Here is a 23,313-nt window from a genome sequence, read left to right on the forward strand (position 1 = left end):
ATAAAACTCCTCCGTCAACTTCGCTGCCACCTCTTTCTTCTCCTGCCTGAGGAGAAGTAACCAGAAAGAGAGGGATGGAGTTTTAACACACCTTCTTACACGACAAAGTGTTCCTTACGCGGAACGTTTTTCTACAAAAAGTGTACTTTTAAAAGTACACTTTTTGTATATTTGCAAAAAAGGAAGGCTCATGGAAACACTTATCCAAAAATGCTCTATTAATACTTCAATCCTAATAGATATTTTCACTTTAAATACGCCGAAATTCATACTCTTTCTACAAAAAGATATATCTTTGGCTTAAACCTTAAATTTGTAATTTATGTCTATCATTTCTTGTATCATACACAGGCTAAAAAGAGACGAACAGACAGATACCTACGTGCATTTTGAACAAACGGCCACGTTACGGAAAATCGCAACCGCGATAGATACCCCTTATGTCTTTTTTTACACGAAATACCCGACTCCCCGGCTTGGGGAACACGCTCAAGAACGTTTTCTCCAGGTAGCACAAGCCACGGGAGCCGTCATGCTTTACTCGGATTATTACTCGGAACAAAACGGACAGCCAACAGCACACCCGACGATTGATTATCAACCGGGAAGCGTCAGGGACGATTTTGACTTCGGATCAATACTTTTATTCAGAACAGACGCGTTAAAGAAAGTCATCCGTGAAATGGACACGGAGTACCATTTCGCCGCACTCTACGATCTGCGCCTGCGTCTTTCCCGGGAAGGATTGATTTTCCGGATCCCCGAATTCCTGTACACGGAGAAAGAACACGACTCCCGGCGTTCCGGTGAAAAGCAATTTGATTACGTGAACCCTCGTAACCGGGAAGTACAAATTGAAATGGAACAGGCGTTCACCGCCCACTTGAAGGCTATCGGGGCCTACCTTTCCCCCGTGTTCAAAACCGTCCCGTTCCAAGAGGAGAAATTTGAAACCGAAGCATCCGTCATCATTCCCGTCCGTAACCGGGAAAAGACCATAGCGGAAGCCATCGAATCCGTCCTTTCACAACAGACAAATTTCAAGTACAATATTCTCGCTGTCGATAATCATTCCACCGACAACACAACCGCCATCATCCAAAAAATGGCCCAACAACACCCTCAAATCATCCACATCATCCCTTCCCGCACCGACCTGGGCATCGGGGGATGCTGGACACATGCCATCATGGACGAACATTGCGGACGATTTGCCATTCAACTGGATAGCGATGATTTGTACATCAATCACCACGTCCTTCAACGCATCGTCGACACGTTCCACGAACACCAGTGTGCCATGGTCATCGGCAGCTACAAGATGGTGAACTTCAAGCTAGAAGAGATACCTCCCGGCATCATTGACCACAAGGAGTGGACGCCGGACAACGGGCGTAACAACGCCTTACGCGTCAACGGACTGGGGGCTCCCCGTGCATTTTACACGCCATTACTCCGGCAAATCAGAATCCCGAACGTCAGTTACGGGGAAGATTACGCCACGGCACTCGCCATTTCTCGCGAATATCGGATCGAACGTATCTACGAACCATTATATTTGTGTCGCCGTTGGGAAGGCAATTCCGATGCGGACTTGAACATCCAACGTGTAAACGCGAATAACTACTATAAGGACAAAATACGTATGATCGAGATATTGGCCAGACAACAGAAAATTGAAAACGAAGAAAAATCATAAATCAAAAATCGTAAATCAAAAATCCAAAATCCATCCCCTGTCATGTTTTTCGACGAATTTACACAATCACAACTAGCCTCTTGGCCCTTGGCCCGGGGTAATTACGAACGCTTGCGAAATGTCATCTATCGCACGATCGATTTCGAGGGATTCCAGATTCGCATCCAGCACAACCCGGACCGGATTCAATCAGCCGTGGCCAAAATAGACGAGCAGTCGCTCAAGGCGAGAGCCTGCTTCCTGTGTAAAGGAAACATACCACCGGAACAAATCAGTTTCGATTATAATTCCGCACTGGATATACGAGTAAACCCTTATCCCATATTCGACCGCCATTACACGGTTCCGGCAAAACAACATACCCCCCAGCTCATCGAGGGACATTTCCAAGATATGCTGGCCATAGCAGAAACTTATCCGGAGTACACGATTTTTTACAACGGTCCCCGTAGCGGAGCCTCTGCCCCGGATCACTTTCATTTCCAACTGGCACCCCGTCACATCATGCCCCTGGAAACCGATGTAAACCGCTGCCCGAAAGAAATCTTGTGGATTTCCGAATCCCGGGAAACAACCATCGAAAGCATCAACAATTACCTGCGCAAAAATATCATTCTTCATTCCGGCAACCGGAAACAACTGACCGACACGTTTGAAAAAATACGATCAGTTATGGGACATCACATCCCGAATGACCCGGAACCCATGATGAACCTCTTTGCCTGGTACGAAAACGACGAATGGTGGGTGGTCATCTTTCCCCGTCGCCAACACCGCCCGTGGCAATTCTTCGCGGAAGGAGAGGAAAACATCCTGTTCAGTCCCGGCTGCGTAGACTTCGCCGGTCTGATCATCTCCCCCCGGGAAAAAGACTTCAACCGTCTGGACGCCCCCTTACTGGAAGAACTCTTTTCCCAATTAACCCTTACCGATGAACAATTTATGAATTTACGATTTACGATTTGCGATTTATGATTTATGAAGATGAAAGAACCTGTAACTTGTAACCCGTCAACCTATACTTCGCCGAAGGCGATTACTCTTTCCGTCGGAATCCTTTTTGCCCCGAGCATCACCTTCCGCCTGAACGGAAACTATTGGAACAACAATCAAAAATATTCCGGGGAATATACCATTTCCAAGGAAGGCGAAGACTTGATTCTACACTCATCTTCCCAGACACAAATTGTTCCGGATCATTTCACGCTGATCCCTGAAAATGAAGAAACAGCAGACTTTGACCTACTCAACGTCATGATCGGAATCAATTTTCACTGGCAACGCACGGAAGACCAGAAATTCAAGGGTACATTGAAAATCATCGATGAAGGAAAACATCTGACGGCAATCAACATATTACCCCTGGAAGATTATCTGCTAAGCGTCATCTCTTCCGAAATGAGTGCCACCTCGTCTTTGGAACTCTTGAAAGCTCACGCGGTTATTTCCCGCAGTTGGCTGATCGCGCAAAAAATAAAAAGCGAGAAACTAACCGACACCTACCAATCCTGCATACAGGATGAACAACAATACATCCGGTGGTACGACCGGGAGGACCACGAGCATTTCGACGTGTGCGCGGACGACCATTGTCAACGCTACCAAGGAATCAGCAAAGCCTACACGCCATTTGTCAGGCAAGCCATCGATGCCACCCGGGGAGAAGTTCTCATGTATCATGGCGAAATTTGTGATGCTCGATTTTCGAAATGCTGCGGGGGAGTAACCGAATATTTTGAAAACACGTGGGAACCCGTGGCACATCCCTATTTGACCAAAGTGGTCGATAGCGCCACCCGGTCCTCCGTCCCCGACCTATCCCAAGAAGAAAACGCCCGGGAATGGATTCTCTCCACCCCGGACGATGTATTCTGCAATACCCGAGACAAAGCCGTGCTGTCAAATGTTCTCAACGATTATGATCAAGAAACCCAGGATTTCTTCCGTTGGCAAGTGTCCTACACCCCCTCGGAACTATCTGCATTAATAAAGTCCCGCATCGGGATAGACTTCGGGGACATCCTATCGATAGACCCCGTGGAAAGAGGTGCATCCGGACGTATCATCCGTCTCCGTATCCAAGGTTCAAAACGAAGCATGACCATCGGGAAAGAACTTGTCATCCGCAAGGCATTCTCCACAAGCCATCTGTACAGCTCGGCTTTTATCGTGGAAACAGAGAAAAACACCTCCGGGGCCATTACCCGTTTCACCTTGAGAGGAGCAGGATGGGGTCACGGGGTCGGTCTCTGTCAAATCGGGGCTGCCGTCATGAGTGCCCAAGGCTACGATTATCAAGAAATACTATCCCACTATTTTCCCGGCACACAACTACAAAAAATTGAAAATGAAATCATAAATCATGAAATCTAAAATCACAACATCCGCTTGGTCCTGGATCCCCACCCTATATTTCGCGCAAGGTCTGCCTTACGTCATTGTCATGACACTTGCCGTCATCATGTTCAAACGCTTGGGAATAAACAACACGGACATAGCCCTCTACACGAGCTGGCTTTATTTACCCTGGGTGATAAAACCCCTATGGAGCCCGCTGGTAGACATCGTGAAAACCAAACGCTGGTGGGTAATCTCCATGCAGTTAGTAATCGGTGGCGGGCTGGCCGGAATAGCATTTACTCTTCCCGGTCCCCACGCCTTCCGCTATTCACTGGCATTCATGTGGTTGTTAGCTTTCAGTTCCGCCACCCACGACATCGCCGCCGACGGATTCTACATGCTGGGACTAGACACCAAAAAACAGGCATTCTTCGTCGGCATCCGCAACACGGCTTACCGCCTCGCCATGCTCACGGGACAAGGCCTCATCGTCATGCTTGCCGGTTGGCTTGAAAAAACCTATTCTTCCACGCTCCCGGAAGAGATTGCCGTTCCCCGGGCATGGTCGGTCACCTTCTACCTGTTGACAGCCATATTCGTACTTCTCTTCCTCTACCATCAATTCATTCTCCCCAAGCCGGAAAACGATACTCCCGTGAGAAACGGTAACCCGCTAAATGCCTTTTTCCAAACCTTCATCACCTTCTTCCAAAAGAAGGGAATTATCGCTGCATTAGCCTTTATCCTACTTTTTCGTTTTGCAGAATCACAACTTGTAAAAATTGCCTCCCCCTTCTTGCTCGACAATCCCGAAGTCGGCGGTTTAGGCTTAAGCACCATGCAAGTCGGCACCATCTATGGGGTTGTCGGACTGATAGCCCTCACGATAGGGGGAATCCTGGGGGGAATATTCATGGCCCGCAAGGGGCTGAAGCATTGGATTTGGTGGATGACGGCCGCTATGAACCTGCCCAACCTCGTGTACGTTTATCTGGCATTTGCCCACCCCTCCAATATCTGGCTCATCTCCTCCGCTGTCGCCATCGAACAATTCGGCTACGGGTTCGGTTTCACGGCCCTCACCTACTTCATGATGCTCTTCAGTAAAGGCCCGCAACAAACCGCCCACTACGCCATCTGCACCGGGTTCATGGCCCTCGGCATGATGCTTCCCGGTATGATCTCCGGTTACATACAAGAATTAATCGGTTATCAGTACTTCTTTCTTTGGATCATGCTCTGCACGATACCCAGTTTCATTGCCGTGAAATACATTAAATTAACGTGAACTCAATCGATAAAGCAAAGAAATCCACTCCCGTGATACTACTCAAATTTTACCCAAATAAAGTAGTAAACAAACCCAAATAATCCCACTTACCCGGAGATCACTTGAAGTTTACACGTTGCTCAGCCGTCCCGTAACGGTTGAGCAACGGATGCGCGACGGCTGAGCTACGAATAAGTGGGATTATTTCCCTAGGTTTTCAGTAGGATTTCCTATAGTTTTCAGTAGAAGCAATTTCTGATGATGATATCGAACTCACAAAAACCACTTGGTAATCAACCGGGACGGTCTAACAAATCTTATTCCTATTAACAAGCTACCCCCTCCAACTCCCCCTTACACAGGGGAAGGGTTGATTACCAAGCGGTTTCCCCTCCTGTGCAAGGAGGGGTTAGGGGAGGTAGTCATTAAAAGACGGACTTGCTAGACACTCCCTTGGAGGGGGTAGAGGTCCCTTCCCCCCAGAGTCCCCATTACTTCAAAAACATCGGAAAAAGTTAATCGGAAACTTCCGATTCAAGAAGCTCCTCCACGGTCGGATTTTTCTTTTTGACCATTCCGTCTTTACCAATCCAATATACAGTCGGAAGTACTTTCACTTTATAAGCTACTTCGACCTCGCATTCTCCGGTTCTCTCCAAGTCAGCCAATTGTAGCCATGAAATCTTATCTTGCTTCACCGCTTCCAACCATTTCTTTTTATCTCGATCCAAAGAGACAGATATAACCTGAATACCTCTCTTTTTCAATTCCTTGTAATGCTTATTCAGCTCTTTATTCTGACTCCGGCAAGGAGCGCAAAACGATGCCCAAAAATCCAACAACACCTCTTTTTTCCCGCGAAACGAAGACAACCGGACCTCTTTCCCCCGCTTATCCAGTAACACAAAATCCGGGGCTTCCCCTGTCAATTGTTCTGCTTTCAACTTCTCAAACTTATTCCAAACTTCTGTTTTCAACTCCGATTCCGGCACCCGATTCCCCAATGCCTGAACAGCCGATTGGAAAACATTATAATCTCCTTCCAACCAGAACAAATTATCCTTCACTAAACTCACCCCCAACACACTTCCTTCCAATTGCTTTAATCCCTTTAACAAGAAATCCGCTCTTTTCTGTCTTTCAAGTTTCACCTTTTCCCACATCTCGGCTTTTTTCATAACATCCCCTACTCCACGATACACCTCTACCAGTTTGTTATATTGTTCGTTTATCTCGTCCATTCCCTTCTTAACGGAAGCATACGGAGCACCCAAGATATACTCCTCCACCTTTTTTCTTAACTCCGTCCCTCTCAAATTTCTTTCCAAAATAACACCATCCGGAGAAATCAGCGTGATAAAAGGTATCCCATTAAAATTATACAATTTCCACGTGATTCCTTCGATGTCAGACAACTGCAAATATTTCACCTGCTCTTCTTCCACCGCTTGCCGCCATTCTCCCTCATGTTGGTCTACCGAAACACCAATCACAACCAACCCCTTGTCAGCAAAAGAGTTATACACCTGCTTTATATTGGGTATCTCTTTTCGACACGGTCCACACCAAGAAGCCCAAAAATCAATCAACACGTATTTTCCCCTAAAAGAAGATAACTTCACCGGATTACCCTCCAAATCTTTCAACTCAAATTCCGGTGCCACGCTCCCCACGGCAGAAGCTTTCACTTGAGCAATCCGTTTTTTTACTTTTTGAATGGGATAACACGCTTGAACGCTCTCGCCAAATTGATCAACAATCTTCTCTAACACATCCACGGAAGCTCCGCCATAATGATTACAAATAATCACTGCCAAGGCTTTACTATCCCGGTTCTCCGGAATCATAGCCCAAAATGCTTCCGCTTGCTTCGTAGCCAAAGAATCCTCTCGCTGTCTTGCTTGTCTTAAAATCTGAAGATTCTCTTCCGTCGGATTCACATTATTGTATTCATTGAATGCTATATTATAAGCATCCACGGCCCTATTCAACTCTTCATGATATGGATTTGCGGCAATAAATGCCAAATATTCAGACATAACCGGGGAGCCCTTTATCCATTTCCTAGCTAAATTCCCATTCTCTATCCTTGCCTCAATTTGAATATTCTCCGTATCGATAAAAAAATACATCACGGGGACATGCATCGAAAGATCCAAATCCCCCAAAGCAGGCAGATACAGGAAATAAGGTCTAGCGTCTTCTATTTCCACTTTTGCCGTCAATTCGAAACGGTCTTTATTCCCTTTCACCCGTACGATCTCAGTTTTACAATCCGAATCCAATAACACGACCTCCCGTCCGGCCAACCCGGTAATCTTACCCCACACTTTCACTTGTTTCACCTCACCATGCAACAGGATGGGTAACAACATAACAATACAAACGAACAATAAAATCCCTTTTTTCATACAATTAAAAATTATAGTGTAACAGCCCGAGTAAAAAATACTCCGGTTACTCGGGCTTTAATAATAGAAATAACTATCTCGGATTCTGCACGATATTCGTATTCAATAACCGAACTTTCGCTGCAATCGGGAGCATATACCGATTAGAATTAGGCTCCAGCGTGTAAACCGTTCCCTCGAATTGACGAGTAAGAGTTCGAGTGTAAATTCCCTCTTTCGCAAGCCGCTTCATATCAAAGAAACGTACCCCGTTAAATGCCAATTCGCGCTGCCGTTCCTCCAACACCACTTTCAACAACTTGTCCGCGCTCACTTGTGGCAAATCGGCATACTTATCCGCGGCAATCCGCTTTTTGCGCAACGTATTCAATATGTTCAACGCTTCCGGATCGTTCTTGCGCGCCAAACATTCTGCTTTAATCAACATCATCTCGGGTACACCGATATTATAATCCAAATCTGGCAAAATCGCCGGGTAAGGATCCCCGCTCGGTTCTCCATCCCAACCAAGCGTGGTAAAATTAAACTTATAACGCAAATCGGCTTCCGTATCAAAAACTTCCAATAATTCAGGAGACATCATGGAGGTCGTAAGAATACTACTATAAGCAGAAGAACGATACATGATCATTTCCGGAGAATACTCCGGATCAGGACGATTATCTACACCTCCGTATGGATTACTCTCGTCGTTAAAACGAAACGTATTGTAATCCAACAATTCACTATTCAACTTTAACGCCTCTTCGGCATTTTCAAGTGCCGCGTCATAATTCCCGAAAAAAAGATTCACCCGGGCGGCCAAACCATACACCGCCACGCGAGGAATATGATATTCCGAAGCACTCTTTTCCGGTAAATCCATGGCCACATCTTTCAAATCTTTCAATATTTGCGCGACTACCTTGTCTGAAGTCGTCCGACTCACTTTAGCGTTCAAATCCGGCTCCAATACTAACGGCACGCTTAAATCCGTACTTGCCGTTTCCGGGTCATAAGCAGGCGCATAACAGGAATGCAGGAACCAGTAATAAAATGCCCGGTTCACTTTTGCCTCTGCCATGACCTGTGCCTTGTAAGCGTCCGTTCCGTCATTTATTCCGGGCACCTCGCTCAAAACCAGATTACACGTATATATAATCGAATAGGCTCCGTTCCAAGTCATATCGTCTTCCTCTGCCCGGTAAAATTCTTCCTGCCATGTATAAGCCTTTCCATTGTCCGACAAGATATAATAGGTAAGATAGTCTTCTTTCATACAAATATTATCACTACACATCTCCATCAAAGGGTAGGCTGCCGATACGTTTAAAGGATCGCCCATCAACTCATCGAAATCCTGTACTTTATTCGGTATCAATTTCCCTTTCGGCGTCACATCTAAAAAAGAGTTACACCCGCACAACAAAACAGTCGTTAAAACGATAATATATATCTTTTTCATAACATCCTTATTTCATGATTAAAACTCAACTTTCAAACCAAATGTGAAAGAGGGAGCTTCACTTAATCCCAAAGTTCCGCGAACAGGCTCTACCACCTCCGGATCAAAACCCTCTTTATTTTTCGTCCACATCCACACCGTGTTTGCTTGGGCTGTCAAACTTACCCGGGCAAACGGAGATTTCTTAACCAACTGCTTGGGCAATTCATAATTCAAAGTTATCTCCCGCAACCGGATAAAATCCCCTTTCCGCACGCTATTGGAAGAATAAACAGCCAAGCTGGCCCTGTCATTACTCCTATAATCCTTGGTACGGATAGAGGGAATATCCGTTATCGCCTCGTCTCCCGGCTTCATCCAACGCTTTCCGACAAACGCGCTCAGATTCGCAGTAGAACCTTTCGCAGCCGAACCGGCATCCATCGTCGGGTAAGCCACCCGGAATACGTGACCGAAATTATAGATAAAAGAGAACATCAACGTTAAACTTTTGTATTTGAAGTCCGTTGAAAAACTTCCGCTATATTTCGGGCGGTAAGTACCATTACACTCCACCGATTCCGCCACCGCGACATCGGTCTTATTTCCATCGGCATCGTATGTCAACGGATTTCCGTTCTCGTCCAACCCCGCCCAACGATAACTCCACAACGCCTCTCTCGGGTGACCTGCCACAAATTCAGTCAATCCATGCGTGAGGTTATAAGCCGGATTACTATCTAAAATAGCGTTATTGGTAATCTTATTTTTATTATACCCGAACACAAAATTCACGAACCATTGAAAATCCTGCCTCTCCAATACCTTCGCATTCAGTTGCGCCTCAATCCCCTTATTCCACATATTGGCGCCATTGATATATTCCCCGTCAAAGCCAAGAGTCGGATCCAATTGTATATTCCCCAACAAATCGTAGCTACGCTTATCGTAATATTCCAGCGACAGAGCCAGACAATGGAACAATTCGGCCTCCACGCCGAGATTCAATGTTTTCGTTCGTTCCCATCTTAACTTCGGGTTTGGCGCGTTAGATACCCTCGCGTAATAAGCACCAATCGCACTATTGAAATTTCTACGCACCGTCAATAAAGGCGTGGACGAACCGCTCCGGTCAAAATTACCCGTTAACCCATAAGTTACCCGGGTTGTCAAACGATTGATCACGTTCGAATGGAAAAAGTCTTCGTTATGCACGTTCCAACTCATCCCGACCGACCACAACGGGTTCCGACGGTATTTTTTGGCAGCCCCAAACAAATTGGACTCATCCACCCGGAACGTTCCACTCAGCGTGTAACGCGCATCGTAAGTATAAACCGCAGAGCCGTAATAGGATACTTCCCGGTTATCCCGATATGAAAAACTATTATACGAATCGGCATAATACCTGTGCCAACCGTTCCAACCATAAATGCCATTTTTTGCCAAGGTCTGCTCGTCAAACAATTGGTAGGTCAACAATTCATCATTATACCCCAATCTACGATAATTACTCGACTCACTTGTACGTTTACGCAATTCAAAACCTCCGACAACATTCACGTAATGCTCCCCCTTTTTCCCGAAAGTCCGATTCAACACACCTCCTACCTTTAGGGCATGAGCCGTCAAATCCGTGGTTGTCATATCCAAAATATTCCCCATCGGCAAATGATTCACAAGCTCACCATTTTCCACGTTTGTCATGTAATTCAACAGGTCCCGCACATAATAAGACTCCTCATCCCGAAGATTTTTATTCTTGCTATGTATCCGCTCGTACTGGTAATCCATATTCATTTGCAATCCTTCCAAAATAGTCACGTCAAGTCCCAATTTCGTCCGCAAACTAAACTTACTTGTTTTGTTATTTGCCAGATCGACTTCGTCCAATATATTGAAACCGTAATCTTTATACCCTTGTTCCATCAAGTCCTGATTCTTGACAACATTGAATTTGGCATAATCCTTCACCCGATTCCCCTCTTCGTCCACCAATAGCTGGTAAGGTTGAATCGAGCGGATCTCGCTTTCAACATTATACCCCAAATTTTCCTTCCCGTATACCGCGTTAATATCTGCACGGACCTTCACTCTTGATGTAACCGAATAACTATTCTTGGATAAGATATTGAACGTTGAATTTTCACTCCCATCCTTGTACACGGAATTTTCACCCGTATAACTTCCCGACAAGAAATAAGCAAACGCCTCGTTTCCTCCGGACAAAGACAAGGTGTGGTTATGCCTTATTGCCGATCGCAATAATTTATCTTCAATCTGCTTCTCGTTGGAAATCGTCCCCAAAGCCGCCAATTTCTCCTCCAACTCCGTACGACTGATTTTATTATTCTCGTAGTCAAAGATCAACCCGTATGAAGGAGAATACCCGTAAGCACGCCCATTATACGTACTGCCATGCAACAAACCTTTGTCAAACACCTCCAAATCATAATCAACAACCGTTTTCGAATCGGCTCGATTCAGATCGTCAAAATCCAGCTTCATCATTACATTCACGTTCCCGGAATACAACAACTTACCCCGTCCGATTGCCCCTTTCTTCATCTCGATTACGATAACGCCATTTGCCGCACGTGTACCCCAGATAGCAGCTGCTGCCGCATCTTTCAGCACGGTGATACGCTCCACTTGATCCATATTTTCCGGCAGTTCGTCCACTTCAAACCCATCCACAATATAGAGAGGCTTCGTTCCAACCTTCTCCGAAATCGTGCTACCACCCCGAATACGTACATCATTGTTGTAAATCGTCAAACCGGGTACCTGTCCTTCCAACAACCGATTCAAGCCGGCACTTCCCCTCAACTCTATCGCCTGCGGAGAAATCGAGGAAAAAGACCCCGTGGTATTCACCTTCTTTAAAGTCTGGTAACCCGTGCAAACCACCTCTTCCATCTCCTCCACGTCCGGCTCCATGAAGACTATCAATTCCGTTTGCTTCCCGACATTCACCTCCCGAGATTTCATACCGATAAAGGAAAAAAGCAACACGAGCGAATCCTGACGGGGCAACTCCAGGCGGAACTGTCCCGACGCATCTGTCGCCGTCCCAATCGCCGTTCCTTTCAACAACACGGTTACCCCGGGCAAAATATCCCCTCCTTTTTCTTTCACGATTCCGGTAATCACGATTTTCTTCGGAGCTTCCTCCTTTAGCTCCCGGGGAGTAATCACAATGACATTATCCACCATCCGATAAGATAACGGTATCCCCTTCAGTATCTCCTCCAAAACATCCACCACGCTGGCATCTTTCACCGAAAAACTCACCTGGTAACGATTCACTTCGTTATCATTGTAAAAAAACTCGTAATCACTTACCTGTCCCAGTTCTTTCAAGACCGAAAGTAAATTCTCCGACTTTTTCTCCATCGTCAATTTCTTGTTTTGAGAATAACTCATCGCCGAAACCGACAGCATCATACATAACAGTAAACAAGAACAAATTTTCATAACTAGCAAAATTTTCCGCAAGCCATGGACATACCATGCCCACAAGTTTGATTTTTTTTTCATAACTTTGTGAAGTTAAATTGTTTATTTCAGAATCAATTTTTCAATGAAACGGGAAGTGGTACGAACACTTCCTGTTTTTTATTGTATTATTATCGTGTTTCCTTTCACTTGAAATTTAATATCCGTTGTCATCTCTATCATCTTCAAAACCTGGGATATATCCGAGTATTTCGGTAGAGACCCCGTGAAACGTTTTTGTTTCATCGAAGAGTTCGAGAAGAAGAAATTGACGTTATACCAACGGGATAATTTCCGGATTACCCCCTCCATGTCCTCGCTGGCAAACGTAAACCGATCCAGCCTCCACATCGAATACAACTTGGTGTTCACCTCCCGAACAACCATCTCTTTTCCCTGTAGCAACGCCTGTTCACCGGGTGTCAATGTCACCTTTTCCCCGTTAACCTTATCATCGACTTCAACCCGGCCTTCCACAAGAGTCGCGTGACTGTTCTCCTCATCTTCATAGGCCGACACGTTAAAGGACGTTCCCAACACCTTTACATCCATATCCCGTGTTTCCACGATAAACGGGGCCGCTTCATTCCGAGCCACCTGGAAATAGGCCTCTCCAACCAAACAGACCCGCCTTTCATTACCGACAAAGTGAGCGGGATACTTCAATTCAGAAGCACTGTTCAACCAAATTTCCGTTCCATCATCCAACACGATCTTGTACTCCCCTCCTCTCGGGACCTGCAACGTGTGCCATTCCGGCATCCGCGAGAGGGCTGACAAGGAGTATTCCAAACTACCGTCCTTGCTTATTTTCAAGGTTTCATTTCCCGTGATATCCAAACACGTATCTTTCAATCCCTGTAGCAACAATTGTTGTCCCTTTCCCGTGATCAACACCGCTTGAGTTTCCCCCGGTCGGATCTGTGCGACAAGAACTTGTTCCTCCACCGGTCGGGCTGAATCCGTTATCTGCCAATACAACAATCCCCCCGCGACAGCTACCACGAACACGGCCGCCACGCTCTTCCATACACGCAACAACAAACGACGTTTCCGGGAAGTTTTATCCATCTCCTCTTTCAACTGAATCCAACGCCGGGAAGTATCAAACGACGCGTACGCCCCGATTTCCTGTTGCAGAACCTCTTTATCCCGAAGCTCATCCAGTAACTTCCGGTGCCGCTCGTTTTCATCCAGCCACCCTTGAAGCCGAATCATCTCCTCCTCCGAAATATCATCCCGCAAATAGGCCAGGAGCAATTCATGTATCTCTTTTTCCATTTTCATACATCTGATTTTACACCTTAAACACACTCAACCGGGAAATAGGTGACAAGGGTATTAAAAAAATTCAAGAATTTATATACGAGTTTACAGTATAAAACTCATTCTCCCCCTTCTCCGTCAGTTTCACTGCCACCTTCCACTTTCCTCGTCTGAGATGGGAATGCTATTCTATTTCATTGTCTATTAAATAAAAAGCAGGCGTCGTGGGTAATCATTCATGCTTTTTCATACCTTTGTTCAACTCATGAATTTACATATAACAAGATGATATATCTCATTAAATCCGAAAGATGCATACGACATTTTTTTTCTTACCATTCTGACTTTGCAGGAAATAAGTATCAGGGATGGTTTCCTGATTCAGTTGAAGAAGTCCGTAATTACATCAGCAATATGCCAACGATAATGGATATTGCCAAATATTAACTCCTACATGCAAGAAGGTATATTTACCATTCGTGATCCAATGGATAAGGGATGCATTTCTAAGACAAGCACCAATTCATTTCGCCACGGAGACGTATCGCGGACGTTCACGAACGTCTTTGTAACGTCTTTGATTCGTCTTTGATACGTCTTTAATCCCTAAGAACATCGAATATGCCACGGAAGATAAACGTGTATTATCTAGGAAAAGTTTACTTTATATTTCGTTGTAAAGTGGTATATAAGTACCATAAAATATTATACAAAAAAACACAAAACCAAAGATGAAAATGGATTTTAAAATCAGAATAGCACAACCATCTGATAGTGCAGAGTTAAGAGACTTATATAAGAATACCGTACTCGTAGTAAACAAGCGTGATTATTCACAGGAAGAAGTTGAAGATTGGGCTTCATGCGGAGATGATCTTTCCAACATAGAAGAAATGATAAAGACTCACTATTTTATTGTGGCTGTTAATCAGCTATCTCGGATTGTAGGCTTTTCGTCCATTACGCCGCAAGGCTATCTGCACTCCATGTTCATTCACGCGGACTTTCAGGGCAAAGGCATCGCAACGATGCTTTTGAAAGAAATAGAACGATATGCCATTACAAAAGGTATTATACAAATCACATCAGAAGTGAGTTTAACCGCTCGTCCATTCTTTGAAAAAAAAGGATACGTGGTCGAAAAGGAACAAAAGCGACAGGCAAATAAATTGTGTTTGACTAATTTTTGGATGTCAAAGACCTTATCTGTTATAAAACCATACCGCGGTCGCATTCCTGCTTGTGGTGTGTTTTGCGGTGGTTGTCCCGTCTATACACGAGAGGAAAAACCTTGTCCAGGAGCAGAGAAAAACAAAACCCGCTGTGAAAAATGTAGCACATTTCACCAATGTTGTGTTGAGAAAGGAATAACACACTGCTACCAGTGTCATCTATTCCCTTGTATCAAGTTCAAAGGTTTTACGAAACGTTGGTTAAAGTATGGGCAAAACTTTATCGAAAATCAGAAATTTTTAAAGCAAGTGGGTGAAGTGGAGTTTTTGAAGTTTTATAATGCAAAGGTTACAAGGCTGTAATTGTGTAGCTTAACAAATAAAATATCAATTGGAGTACACGAAAAGATAGGGGAACCTTAGGGCAATCCCCTAGAATCATAAACCTGGGAAAAACATACCCACATAAACGAACAAATCTCCCAACCTTTCCCGCAAGTAGGACTTTGCCCGCTGCTTTTGAGTTTTTATCGTGTTCAAAGATATATTCAACTCTTCGGCAATTTTCCGATCCTCTTGGCCGTCCACGTATGAACGCTTAAAGATTTCCTTGCATCTATCCGGTAACTCGTCAATCGCACCAAAAAGTTCTGCCACTACATCAGCCCGAATTTGCTGACAAAGAAAATAGTCTTCATCCAACTCTTCCCGTCCCAGGTTCTTATAATTCCGATCCCGAATTTCCAAATCCCGGAGATAATTCAAACACCGATGCTGTACGCTATTGTAAAGAAAAGTTTTTATCGTTTTCACGTTAGGAAAGCCACCCCGGTCCATTTTCCAAAAAGAAAGGAAAACATCCTGCACAATATCTTCCGCCTCCGAATGGTCCCGCACGATACGGGCTGCAAAGAAACATAACGCTTTATGGAATGTTTCGAACAATTGTTGAAATGCTTCCTGTTTTCCCTGCTCTAAACATTTCACAAATTCCGGTGACTGAATATCAATATTATACATCAAATTCCTATACTTAATTTGCTATCACGCTTTCCTATCAGACTTCCGATAAATAGGAACACTTACAAAAATAAGTATTATTTTATCAAATCAAAATAAATACGATCCGTCTTCGGTAAGAAATGCTGCCCCTTCGCTGTTTGCGAGGGGGCGAAGAACGTCCTTTAGGAGAGGAAATACTACCCCCTCCAACTCCCCCTTACACAGGGGGAGAGTTGGCTAGAAAGCCAAAATGGGACGCACGTAGCCATCAGCATTCTTCGTGTTGCTGGCCACGCGACCAGTCTCTACGTACACGAAGGGGGCGTCGTTCACCGAACTGAAAGACACCTCAGAAGAGGACCAATAGCAGTTGCTCCTCAAGGCTCTACCGAGGGGATCAGCGGCAAGTAAATCACGCTGTTGGTAAACCTCGTACATCTGACCGATGGAGGGAAGGAACCAACCACTGCTGTTCTTCGGGGCTTTTACCTTCTTCTCATAATCCACAACAGCATAGTAGGTAGCGGGATAACCTTCCGCTTTATCCGGTTTCAGCTTGCTTGTACCACGAACTTGAGTGATGATTGTTTGCGTATAATCATAACCGTTCCAATCCATTTCCGGGGAAGTCAGATTATTCGAAACATTTTCCGGAAAGAGATTCAATGCCGTGCCCTTAACACCCCACATACAGACCGTGGCAGTGGCATCAGCCAAGGCTACGACATAGCCGTGACATTTTTGTTGCCCGATACCCGTATTTGAATAATCCGACTGGTCGACTTCATTCGCCAACGCGAAAACGATGCCGACACACGCCGTTTTTTGCAATTCTGTCAGAGTTTCACTCTTGTTCACGAACGACCCGTCACTCATGTAATAGTCGCCTTTGACTATGTTATTGTCAGTTGCCATTTTGGTGCCGAGTGGAGTGATTTTCACGAGACGGGATGCCGTCACCTGTGTTCCATCCGTGTATGTCAATATCACGCTGAGCAGAGCTTGGTCGCCAATGGTAAGCGAACTGTTGCCTTTAACAGTTACAGTTGTTGTTATCAATGCGTTAGAAAAGTCGGGAGAATCAACGCTTACCGACCAGCCATTACTGCCGGCACGTGTATATGTTCCACTCGTGGGAGTTACCGTTGCCATAAGATTGTTGTAGTTACTGCTTGTCAGGTTGTTGGGCAAGATGACATTTAACTCTGTTTCTCCCACCACATAAACATCGGCTATTTCATAGCTCTCGAAACGTATTGCAGAGGTGTAGCGGGGTAACTTGATTTTTGTGGTGCCGTTCGCGAGAGTCAACTCAACGTAATCCCCGTTATTCGTGTCTATGGCACTGAACATGGAATCGCCCTTCTCTCCGGTAGCCTTTATGCCCGTTGAAGTCCAAGTTGTGCCGTTATCAGTTGAAATTTCCCATTCATTGCTTTCGGCATTGATGCGCATTTGGGGAGCAATGGCCGTCTTTCCGGCAGAACCGGTATCCCCCTTGTCGCCTTTCTCTCCGGTTACGGGTATTTTATTTCCATTGTCAAGCAGCCACTCGCCGTTTATTGTCCAGTAGTATTTCCCGTCGGCATCCTGCTTCACGCTGACAACGGGCGTATCTCCTTTGTTTCCTTGTTCCCCCTTTTCACCGTGCTTGATGGTTATGTTACCGCTTTTGAGAAATGTGATGACATATCCCGTTCCGTCTTCAAGAGGGGTCACTCCCGTAACATAATCCTTGTCTTCAAGGGCTGCAACGAGGTTTTGAAGAGACTGAATGTTTCCGTTGACGGACTTTTGCCATTTTTCAAGGGTTGTAACTCGGTCTTCAAGATTTTCAATGTCATTTCTGAGTTCCGAGTCATTGTAATCATCCGTGCAAGAGGATAACCAGAACGAGCAGGTGCACATTACCATATATGCAACCCACATTTTGCGAATTTGCATCATAACTATAAAATTTTTCTTTTGCTTACAAAAATAATATAACGGCATAATATAACCAAGTGTTTATATAAACATAATAAACACTCATTTTTATAAATTGAAAATTCATAAAATATAAAAAGCAGCGTGTGGAAGAATAATATTTTCAACTATTTTTTATAATTTTGCGGTTAAGGATCAGCGTTTTAATCAATATCGAAACAGACGAAGGAGGAACATTTCCTATTTTGGTGATAATATGTATAAAAGAATGAATATGAATAGCCAGTACAAAAATATTTCAGGCTGTAAGTATCGTTTAAAACAGATTCGAACAGCTATTTTGCTCGGCTTTCTGCTGTGCGGACCTACCGCTATGACACAGAATGTAAGAGAGGATATACCTGCCGGAGGTCATGAAAAATACCGGAAATATGTACTTTTACTACCCACAGATGGACGCGATACGGTGTCGCTGTACGATGCGGCACGGCTCCCCTTCGTGTATAAGGTAAATGCCGTAACCGTAACGCCCTCGGGCGAACTGGTTGACCTCGTGCGCTATGTCGACCGTCTGGTACAAGACAAGCAGGCAGGCCTGCAATACGTGCGCATAGGGGTGAGTTCCTCACCGGACGGTGTAACCGCCAAGAACTGCGCACTGGCGGATCGGCGTGTTGAGGCTCTAGCCTCCTACCTGCGGGAAATTGTAAGTTTTCCGCCCGGTGTGTTACGTATAGAGAACTTGGGCGAAGACTGGTCTTCGGTGGAACGTTATCTACGTGCAAACAATTTTCCCCACAAGGAGCGTATTCTGAAGATCATCTCCTCCGTTGCAAACGAGGATAGTCGCAAGGCTGCTATCCGCTCCATTGACGGAGGGCAAACGTGGCATCGGATGATTACCGAGATCTTTCCGGCCTTGCGCGGTGCCCGCATGCTGATCGTCTGCGACGCTCCCACGCCTGCACCCGAACAGAAGTCGGAAGAGACTACCGTAATGCCCGAATCTGAGCCGAAAGCCGAAACGTCTGTCGTTGAGGTACCCACAAAACCGCACCCCAAACCGGTTGTCGAAATAACCGAACCCGTCGTGAAGCCGCAACCCGAAAGCCGTTACCGCTGGGCCGTGAAGACCAACGTGGCGTATCTGGCCGCCACGGTCGCCAATCTCGGCGTGGAGTACAGCTTCGGCGACCATTACTCGGTTGATCTACCGATTATTTACAGCCCTTACACCGTGGCACGCGACTACCGTCTGCGCTTTCTCGTGATCCAACCCGAGTTCCGCTACTGGCTGAAGACCCCGATGGAAGGGCACTTTTTTGGCGCCCATCTCAATATCGGCTCCTTCAACATCTCGGTCAATGACAAAAACCGCTACCAGTCACCTGACGGTTTCTACGGCGCGGGCCTGAGCTACGGCTACGCGCTGCCTCTCATCCGCCATTGGGCTGCGGAGTTCACGCTCGGTGCGGGATACATCTACACGAAATACGACACCTATTATAATATACCCAACGGAGCACGCTTTGAAAAAGGCATGTCCTACAACTACTGGGGCTTGACGAAGGTAGGTGTTAATCTGGTTTACCGGTTTGGAAAATAAGGAAGGAGTGAAAGATGAAGAAACGACAATTATATATCGCCTGTTTGCTCGTCCTCGTATTGACGGGCTGTAAGAAGACCATATTGGAATTTCCGAAAGACGATGGTGTTGATCCCACGTTGGTCAACATGAACCTGAGTCTTGCGATCGACCCGAAGATAGAGCCGTATGAACCGACAGGACGCTCCAAAGCGTCGGGAGCAGAGCTACACGATGTGCGCTGGATCATCGAGGTGTTCCGCGATGAGATCGGCGATGAACCCGTAGAACGACAAGTACTTACTTGCGACCAAGCATCGGACGGACACCACACGATCCGCACCTCAATGGCGTTGCATGCTGCCCGATACCACGTTGTGGCATGGATGGATTACGTGGACAACGGTTCCGTGACGGATAAATATTACAACATTCCTTCGCTCTCCGCGATCAGCGTGCCGGAAGCCGGGAGCTATATTGGCGACGAGGATTACAAGGACACCTACACCGCACGACAGGAGATTGATCTGCGAGAATACCGCGACCGGTGGAACGAGACGGTAGACGATACCGTGATGCTCCAACGACCGATGGCCAAGATCGAGTTCATTACCACCGATATCGACAAGTTCCTCGACAAACTGACCACACGGGGTCTGAAAACCAGCAGCATATCCAAAGACTTGTTATCCAATTCTCCCGACCTGACAACAATACGGGTACAGGTAGAGTATGCCGGGTACTTCCCCTCGGGCTTCAATGCATACACGAACAAGCCCAACGATGCCCGCATGGGAATGTCGTTCAACTGTTCCATGATGCCACTCTCGGAAAAGGAGGCACATCTGGCCAGCGACTACATTTTTGTCAACGGATCGGAATCAGCCGTGAAGGTCAATCTTGTCATCCGGGACAGCGAAGGTAACCTGTTGAATCGAATCGAAGGTATCAACGTACCAATCGTACGAGGCAAATTGACAACCATACGCGATGAGTTCCTCACGCGTAACTATTCCCCCGGTATCGGCATCGATCCCAGTTTCGAAGGTCCCGATATAGAAATTGTTATTCCCGACTAAAAAGAATTCAAATGAAAAAGATAGTTTTCCTGCTTCTCGCACTGACGCTCCTTGCCGGTTGCAACAAGGAGACAGAATCCACGTCCGACTTGGCACCCGTGGGGGGTGTGATTTCGCTGCGTACACAAAGCGAGTTAAAAGACAACTCAATGACCGGTGTCACGCAGAAGCTTTCGGTTACCTCCGGCATCACAAGTGAATTCCCGACGCCGACAAGCACTAGTAACGTGAGCTTGAATCTTAAACTCGACCCATCCATGCAATTCGACACACAGACTTCTTCCACAACGTGTGACGTACGCTTTATCATCGAAATATCCGGTCAAGATGAGAATGGGGACAGAGGTAGATTACTTGAGAAGAAAGTCCAGTCCTACAAACCGGCATCGAACGGACAGTACCCAATCAATTTGGAATTGGCTGACGGTAAATATTATATCACGGTATGGATGGACTACGTGGACGAAAATTCGGTGGAGGACAAATACTATGAGACAAATTCGCTATCATCCATCAGTGTGAATACGCCTTACGTCGGAAACGATGACTTTAAGGAGGTTTACGTTGCACAACAGGTAATCGAGGTATCGGGTGCCGCAACTCTGGATATGACGCTCAAACAACCGATGGGTAAATTCGAGTTCATCACCACCGACATCGAGAAGTTCCTCGGCGAGCAGGCCGACGATTTCGATCTCTCGACACTCAAGGTCCATGTGGCATATTCGGATTTCTTGCCAACGGAATTCAACGCTTACACGAATAAGCCCAGCGATGCTAGTGCGGGTATATCGTTCAACTGTTCCATGACACGACTTGCGAACGGGAAGGCTCGTCTCGCCAGCGACTATGTCTTCGTTACCGGATCGGAATCATCCGTGCAAGTAGTCTTGTCGATATACAACAACGAGGGGGAACTACTGAATAGCAAGCATTTCGATGCGGTTCCCATCCAACAGGGCCAACTGACAACCATTAGCGGAGCATTCCTCACGCACAACAGCGATTTCGGTATTGCCATTAATCCAAATTTGGATGGAGAGTTCAACATCCAAATACCCGATGATGAATTATTGGTCTATACTTTCGAAGCGTGGACGTGCGATGCGAACCCACGTCGCGTGATGCATAAAACGACAACCGGGACTCTCTCTGCAGCCGCCATCGAGATTACACTGGTACCCGGTGACTACTATTTTCTCTTCTGGGCAGACTACGGCAAAGGAGAGTACACGACCGAGGACTTACGGCAGGTACTCGACAACCGACATAATTCGAACATCGGGCAGGGGAATTCTTCCATGCCGGTATTCGAGAGCGTACGCGATGCGTTCGCCGCAGTGGAACGCGTAACCTGGAAAGGTGGTGAAAGTGCAGTAACGCTCCGCCGCCCCATGGCGAAGTTGAACATAAAGAACACCGAGCCCTTTACTACCGCCGACAAAGCAGTTTCGGTTACTTACCGGAACGTTCCGACAAGGTACGACGTGCTGACAGGACTGACCTCTGAACCGGTGCAGGAAATCACGTACTCCTTCCCGGCGACAGCTGCAGGATCAGCTATGGTCGGCGAGGATTTTCTTTTCGTGCCCACCCAAGACGCAACGCCCGTCGGCCTTGTGATAACCGTAGGAGGTGTAACGAGAGAACTCGGCGTGTTGCCCTTGCAATCGAATTACAGGACCGTGGTAACAGCTCGTTTCGAAGATTGATGAAGAATGCGATTGATAATATAAATAGATAAGGATATGATAAGAAAACAATTATACTGGATGATGGGACTTGTGATGGTGCTCACCTCATGTCAAAAGGAGGAAACGACCAGTCCCGATGAAACGATTTTCCAAACGATTACCGTTTCGATCCCACAGGAAGTGGGAACACGCGGTAGCACAGGCGATGGTTCGCTAATCAACCGTTGCATTCTCCAGGTCTATCGGAACGAGCAACCTGTCGGGGAGCGACAAACGGTAGCCATAACGGGATCGACCATCACGTTCAACGTGAGCCTGAGCAGTCAGCAGACCTACGATCTCGTATTCTGGGCAGACTGCGCAACCCGTAACGAGGATGGATTCGAGGATAAGTTTTACGACACAGGGAATCTGGAAGCCGTCACACTGAAAAACCTCGGGAACAATGACCAGTACACGGAAGCGAACGAATACGATGCATTTTCCGCTTGCGTCTCTTACAAGGCTACCGGGAACTCCTCCGGGACGGTAATACTCACCCGCCCTTTCGGCCGGGTGAACATACGGAATTCCGCACCGTTCGTCACCGGCGGTATGGCAGTTTCGGTCACCTACCGACAAGTAGCGACGCAATACAACGTCAGGACCAAGGCCGTATCCGAATGGAAAAATATAGCACATACATTTTCACCGACGGTTGCCGGATCGGACATAATCTGTGAGGATTTCATTCTCGTCCCTGAGGATAAGTGCCAACAAGCCATCGATGTGACCGTGGGAAACGTGAGCAGACAGTTCGTGAACCTGCCTTTGCAACGGAACTACGCGACCAACATAACGGCCACGTTCGAGAAAAGCGGTGGCAATTAAACGTAAGATGAATGAACTGAAAACTGATATATAAACAATTTGAATTATTCCTCCCTTCCTAAAACGGATGTGTAGGGA

General features: G+C 46.2%; 15 protein-coding genes. 9 read left to right on the plus strand and 6 right to left on the minus strand.

The window, feature by feature from the left end; all coding sequences use genetic code 11:
* Positions 1 to 322 precede the first annotated feature (322 nt).
* The 4 genes from D8S85_RS08830 to D8S85_RS08845 are packed head-to-tail and all read left to right on the plus strand — an operon-like array spanning position 323 to position 5,327.
* Positions 323 to 1,699 (plus strand): glycosyltransferase family 2 protein, encoded by a 1,377-nt coding sequence (locus tag D8S85_RS08830; protein ID WP_106480389.1) that lies wholly within the window; start codon positions 323 to 325, stop codon positions 1,697 to 1,699.
* A 42-nt stretch (positions 1,700 to 1,741) separates the two neighbouring features.
* On the plus strand, positions 1,742 to 2,674 hold the full coding sequence (locus D8S85_RS08835; RefSeq protein WP_106480390.1) for a DUF4922 domain-containing protein: 933 nt from the start codon (positions 1,742 to 1,744) through the stop codon (positions 2,672 to 2,674).
* A gap of 9 nt (positions 2,675 to 2,683) precedes the next feature.
* Positions 2,684 to 4,072, plus strand: a complete 1,389-nt coding sequence (locus D8S85_RS08840; RefSeq protein WP_106625045.1) for a SpoIID/LytB domain-containing protein — start codon at positions 2,684 to 2,686, stop codon at positions 4,070 to 4,072.
* Positions 4,062 to 5,327, plus strand: a complete 1,266-nt coding sequence (locus D8S85_RS08845) for an MFS transporter (protein ID WP_106480391.1) — start codon at positions 4,062 to 4,064, stop codon at positions 5,325 to 5,327. The genes D8S85_RS08840 and D8S85_RS08845 overlap by 11 nt, the downstream gene beginning before the upstream one ends.
* Positions 5,328 to 5,824: 497 nt before the next feature.
* Here D8S85_RS08845 and D8S85_RS22145 read toward each other — a convergent pair whose 3' ends face one another.
* From D8S85_RS22145 to D8S85_RS08865, 4 genes are all read right to left on the minus strand, one after another.
* On the minus strand, positions 5,825 to 7,720 hold the full coding sequence (locus tag D8S85_RS22145; protein ID WP_106480392.1) for a peroxiredoxin family protein: 1,896 nt from the start codon (positions 7,718 to 7,720) through the stop codon (positions 5,825 to 5,827).
* A 73-nt stretch (positions 7,721 to 7,793) separates the two neighbouring features.
* Positions 7,794 to 9,164, minus strand: coding sequence for a RagB/SusD family nutrient uptake outer membrane protein (locus D8S85_RS08855; RefSeq protein ID WP_127074982.1), 1,371 nt, complete (start codon positions 9,162 to 9,164; stop codon positions 7,794 to 7,796).
* Positions 9,165 to 9,182: 18 nt separating this feature from the next.
* Positions 9,183 to 12,620, minus strand: a complete 3,438-nt coding sequence (locus tag D8S85_RS08860; protein WP_172726496.1) for a SusC/RagA family TonB-linked outer membrane protein — start codon at positions 12,618 to 12,620, stop codon at positions 9,183 to 9,185.
* A gap of 141 nt (positions 12,621 to 12,761) precedes the next feature.
* Positions 12,762 to 13,928 (minus strand): FecR family protein, encoded by a 1,167-nt coding sequence (locus tag D8S85_RS08865; RefSeq protein ID WP_106480395.1) that lies wholly within the window; start codon positions 13,926 to 13,928, stop codon positions 12,762 to 12,764.
* A 710-nt stretch (positions 13,929 to 14,638) separates the two neighbouring features.
* Between D8S85_RS08865 and D8S85_RS08875 the strand changes: the two genes are divergently transcribed.
* Complete coding sequence (locus D8S85_RS08875) at positions 14,639 to 15,442, plus strand: GNAT family N-acetyltransferase (protein WP_106480396.1); 804 nt, start codon at positions 14,639 to 14,641, stop codon at positions 15,440 to 15,442.
* Positions 15,443 to 15,517: 75 nt separating this feature from the next.
* Here the strand turns inward: D8S85_RS08875 and D8S85_RS08880 are convergent, their stop codons facing one another.
* Positions 15,518 to 16,099, minus strand: a complete 582-nt coding sequence (locus D8S85_RS08880; RefSeq protein WP_106480397.1) for an RNA polymerase sigma-70 factor — start codon at positions 16,097 to 16,099, stop codon at positions 15,518 to 15,520.
* A 219-nt stretch (positions 16,100 to 16,318) separates the two neighbouring features.
* Positions 16,319 to 18,028 carry a PL29 family lyase N-terminal domain-containing protein gene (locus tag D8S85_RS08885; protein ID WP_158641539.1) on the minus strand — a complete coding sequence of 570 codons (1,710 nt, stop codon included), beginning with the start codon at positions 18,026 to 18,028 and terminating at the stop codon, positions 16,319 to 16,321.
* A 247-nt stretch (positions 18,029 to 18,275) separates the two neighbouring features.
* Here D8S85_RS08885 and D8S85_RS21875 point away from each other — a divergent pair, with 247 nt between their 5' ends.
* Genes D8S85_RS21875 through D8S85_RS08905 form a run of 4 tightly spaced genes read left to right on the plus strand, consistent with a single transcriptional unit; the run spans position 18,276 to position 23,235 of the window.
* Positions 18,276 to 19,613 (plus strand): DUF3575 domain-containing protein, encoded by a 1,338-nt coding sequence (locus tag D8S85_RS21875; RefSeq protein WP_228423170.1) that lies wholly within the window; start codon positions 18,276 to 18,278, stop codon positions 19,611 to 19,613.
* A gap of 14 nt (positions 19,614 to 19,627) precedes the next feature.
* Entirely contained in the window at positions 19,628 to 20,671 is a 1,044-nt protein-coding gene (locus D8S85_RS08895) for a DUF6562 domain-containing protein (protein ID WP_127074984.1), read from the plus strand.
* An 11-nt stretch (positions 20,672 to 20,682) separates the two neighbouring features.
* Entirely contained in the window at positions 20,683 to 22,383 is a 1,701-nt protein-coding gene (locus D8S85_RS08900) for a DUF6562 domain-containing protein (RefSeq protein ID WP_106480399.1), read from the plus strand.
* Positions 22,384 to 22,419: 36 nt separating this feature from the next.
* Positions 22,420 to 23,235, plus strand: coding sequence for a DUF6562 domain-containing protein (locus D8S85_RS08905; RefSeq protein ID WP_106480400.1), 816 nt, complete (start codon positions 22,420 to 22,422; stop codon positions 23,233 to 23,235).
* The last annotated feature ends 78 nt before the right edge of the window (positions 23,236 to 23,313 follow it).

Origin of the sequence: Butyricimonas faecalis (genome assembly GCF_003991565.1) — a bacterium.
Taxonomy (GTDB): Bacteria; Bacteroidota; Bacteroidia; order Bacteroidales; family Marinifilaceae; genus Butyricimonas; species Butyricimonas faecalis.

Excerpts from the sequence above, each read along its gene's own strand:
- D8S85_RS08830 (WP_106480389.1), top strand. The coding sequence starts at position 323 with ATGTCTATCATTTCTTGTATCATACACAGGCTAAAAAGAGACGAACAG.
- D8S85_RS08835 (WP_106480390.1), top strand. The coding sequence starts at position 1,742 with ATGTTTTTCGACGAATTTACACAATCACAACTAGCCTCTTGGCCCTTG.
- D8S85_RS08840 (WP_106625045.1), top strand. The coding sequence starts at position 2,684 with ATGAAAGAACCTGTAACTTGTAACCCGTCAACCTATACTTCGCCGAAG.
- D8S85_RS08845 (WP_106480391.1), top strand. The coding sequence starts at position 4,062 with ATGAAATCTAAAATCACAACATCCGCTTGGTCCTGGATCCCCACCCTA.
- D8S85_RS22145 (WP_106480392.1), bottom strand. The coding sequence starts at position 7,720 with ATGAAAAAAGGGATTTTATTGTTCGTTTGTATTGTTATGTTGTTACCC.
- D8S85_RS08855 (WP_127074982.1), bottom strand. The coding sequence starts at position 9,164 with ATGAAAAAGATATATATTATCGTTTTAACGACTGTTTTGTTGTGCGGG.
- D8S85_RS08860 (WP_172726496.1), bottom strand. The coding sequence starts at position 12,620 with ATGAAAATTTGTTCTTGTTTACTGTTATGTATGATGCTGTCGGTTTCG.
- D8S85_RS08865 (WP_106480395.1), bottom strand. The coding sequence starts at position 13,928 with ATGAAAATGGAAAAAGAGATACATGAATTGCTCCTGGCCTATTTGCGG.
- D8S85_RS08875 (WP_106480396.1), top strand. The coding sequence starts at position 14,639 with ATGAAAATGGATTTTAAAATCAGAATAGCACAACCATCTGATAGTGCA.
- D8S85_RS08880 (WP_106480397.1), bottom strand. The coding sequence starts at position 16,099 with ATGTATAATATTGATATTCAGTCACCGGAATTTGTGAAATGTTTAGAG.
- D8S85_RS08885 (WP_158641539.1), bottom strand. The coding sequence starts at position 18,028 with ATGATGCAAATTCGCAAAATGTGGGTTGCATATATGGTAATGTGCACC.
- D8S85_RS21875 (WP_228423170.1), top strand. The coding sequence starts at position 18,276 with ATGAATATGAATAGCCAGTACAAAAATATTTCAGGCTGTAAGTATCGT.
- D8S85_RS08895 (WP_127074984.1), top strand. The coding sequence starts at position 19,628 with ATGAAGAAACGACAATTATATATCGCCTGTTTGCTCGTCCTCGTATTG.
- D8S85_RS08900 (WP_106480399.1), top strand. The coding sequence starts at position 20,683 with ATGAAAAAGATAGTTTTCCTGCTTCTCGCACTGACGCTCCTTGCCGGT.
- D8S85_RS08905 (WP_106480400.1), top strand. The coding sequence starts at position 22,420 with ATGATAAGAAAACAATTATACTGGATGATGGGACTTGTGATGGTGCTC.